At 50.2% G+C, this 1,986-nt stretch carries 2 protein-coding genes and 1 pseudogene; 2 read left to right on the top strand and 1 reads right to left on the bottom strand.

Going from position 1 to position 1,986, the window contains the following annotated elements; all coding sequences use genetic code 11:
- Together MVD07_RS05745 and MVD07_RS05740 are read left to right on the top strand one after the other, a co-directional pair.
- Positions 1-206: pseudogene (locus MVD07_RS05745) on the top strand (hypothetical protein); the annotation flags it as partial.
- A 72-nt stretch (positions 207-278) separates the two neighbouring features.
- On the top strand, positions 279-755 hold the full coding sequence (locus MVD07_RS05740; protein WP_297499578.1) for a helix-turn-helix domain-containing protein: 477 nt from the start codon (positions 279-281) through the stop codon (positions 753-755).
- Here the strand turns inward: MVD07_RS05740 and tdt are convergent.
- On the bottom strand, positions 739-1,740 hold the full coding sequence (gene tdt, locus MVD07_RS05735; RefSeq protein WP_297499576.1) for a tellurite-resistance/dicarboxylate transporter: 1,002 nt from the start codon (positions 1,738-1,740) through the stop codon (positions 739-741). The genes MVD07_RS05740 and tdt overlap by 17 nt on opposite strands.
- Positions 1,741-1,986: the final 246 nt, after the last annotated feature.

Below are 1,986 nucleotides of genomic sequence, written 5' to 3'. Positions count from 1 at the left end.
GTGTAAGTGTTGTCGGCTGGGTTGAGATAATTCTCAGCCTGATCATGATGGGTCTGGCATTCTACTACAAGAAGAGCCCGGCAGCGGTTGGCTGGACCATATTGATCCTAGCTTTCATAACGATGCCCTTTGATGGTGGCTTCTGGACTATTGGGGCATGGATTGCCGTTATTGGCGGTGCAATAATAGCAACCGGCTCTGACTGAAGTGTTTAATTCTTTTCAATCTTTCGAAATCTTTATTTTGGGTTTTACCCAATATTTCACGGGTGATGCAAGATGGCAGGGAGAGAGCAGGAAGACAGGAGGTTCATTGAGCTCGTGGAAAGGCTTCTCGAAAGGTGGGGCTACAGCAGGACGGAGGGGAAGGTCTACGCCGTCCTGCTTATGAAGGCCAGGCCTATGACTATCTCCGAGCTGGCCAAAGAGACGGGCCTCAGCAGGTCATCCATATCGGTGGCACTCTCCAGTTTGGTCAGGGAGTACTTTGCCACATACAGAAGGGAGGGTAAGACAAAATACTTCTCAGCGGTTCCGGCCTTCCTTGAGAAGTTCCTTCAGCAACCAAGGGAATTACTGGAGCGTGAAATCAGGCCGATGGAAGAGATAGTTAAGGGCCTCATAGAAAACGCCGGGGAAGAAGAGAAGATCCTCTACCGGGCTCTTCTTGAAGATCTCTCGACCCTTGAGTGCGTCCTTGAGAGGCTTATGGAATTTGAGGAAAGCGAAGAACTCTGCCTCAGGAAGAATTCCTAAGGGCTGGAATTATTTTTAGCACGGTCACGGTCCACAGGCCTAGGAGAGCCAAGAGGAGGGCAAACCCAAAGGCGTTCATGAGGCCCAACCCAAATATAGAGCCTATGTCGAGGGTTGAGTTGGTGAAGGCCCCCAGCGGGAATATGAAGGCCCACCACGAACTGCTGTAGGGAAGGTGGAGGTTCCTGATGTAGTGAAGCGTCATCGCGGTCGCCATTACAAGCCACCAGAAACCGAGGCCCCAGAGGAAGAATGCAAATACCATAAACGGCTCCTCTGGAATTGGTATCGTTGAGTTCTTGATAAGAGCAAAGAGTGCGCTTATGCTCGCTCCTATTGGTCCGAGGTTCATCCATATAAGCGGAGCCATCTGGGGTGGAAGGAGCTCGTGCCTGATGAAGCGCAGGGTAACCACGGAGTACAGGACGAGGTATAAAAAGAAGCCCGCTCCCCAGCCGAAGTAGTTGACTATGATAACGAACTGGTTGAGGTAGCCTGAGGTCGTCTTCATGAAGACTGCACCAAAGGGGATTATAACCAGAGCCACCGGCGGGATGTACCACGCCGGAGAGAGCTGTCTCAGGTCTACTTCTCCAGCTATGAACACCTCATAGGACATCCAGAAGGCGAAAATGAATGTTAAGACTAGCCCCCAGAGCCACAGGTACCAAGAGATTGTGAGGTTGTGAAGCACAACGGCAAAGCCTGCCGCAAGGACTATCGTTGCTGCCCCGCTCGTCCCGTAGAAGTGGCCCTTTGAGGGATGCCTCAGATCCTCAAGTGCCGCGTCTGTGTGGATGAACCATCTCAATAGCCAGGGGACGAGCAGGAGAAAGTACAGGACGACGTTCAGATATGTTAAGACTATTCCTATCTCCTTCAATGGTGCCCAGTAGGAGGAGTAGCGGTAGGTCGCAAGTCCGACGGCTCCGGTGCCCATGACGCTCGCAAAGACCGCAGGGTTGAAGTTTTTTAGCCCCTTCATGGACGTCACCTATAGCAGCCGTCACTTATATGAGTTTCTCTTCTCACATTTTTTATTAGGGCGCCTTAAAAATATTTTGATTGCAGAAATAGGGAGTATTCTAAAAATTTCATATGTCGAATAAGATTGATGTATTAGATATGACCGAAAAGTTTAAATAGTATGATGTGAATTTAGTGTTGAAAACCCCTTGGGAGGTGAGTGGAAATGGCCTCTGCAAAAACTGGGCTCTGGACTGCCCTGTGT

This window comes from Thermococcus sp., assembly GCF_027008145.1.
Taxonomy (GTDB): domain Archaea; phylum Methanobacteriota_B; class Thermococci; order Thermococcales; family Thermococcaceae; genus Thermococcus.
This window is presented reverse-complemented; position numbering and strand designations above follow the sequence as displayed.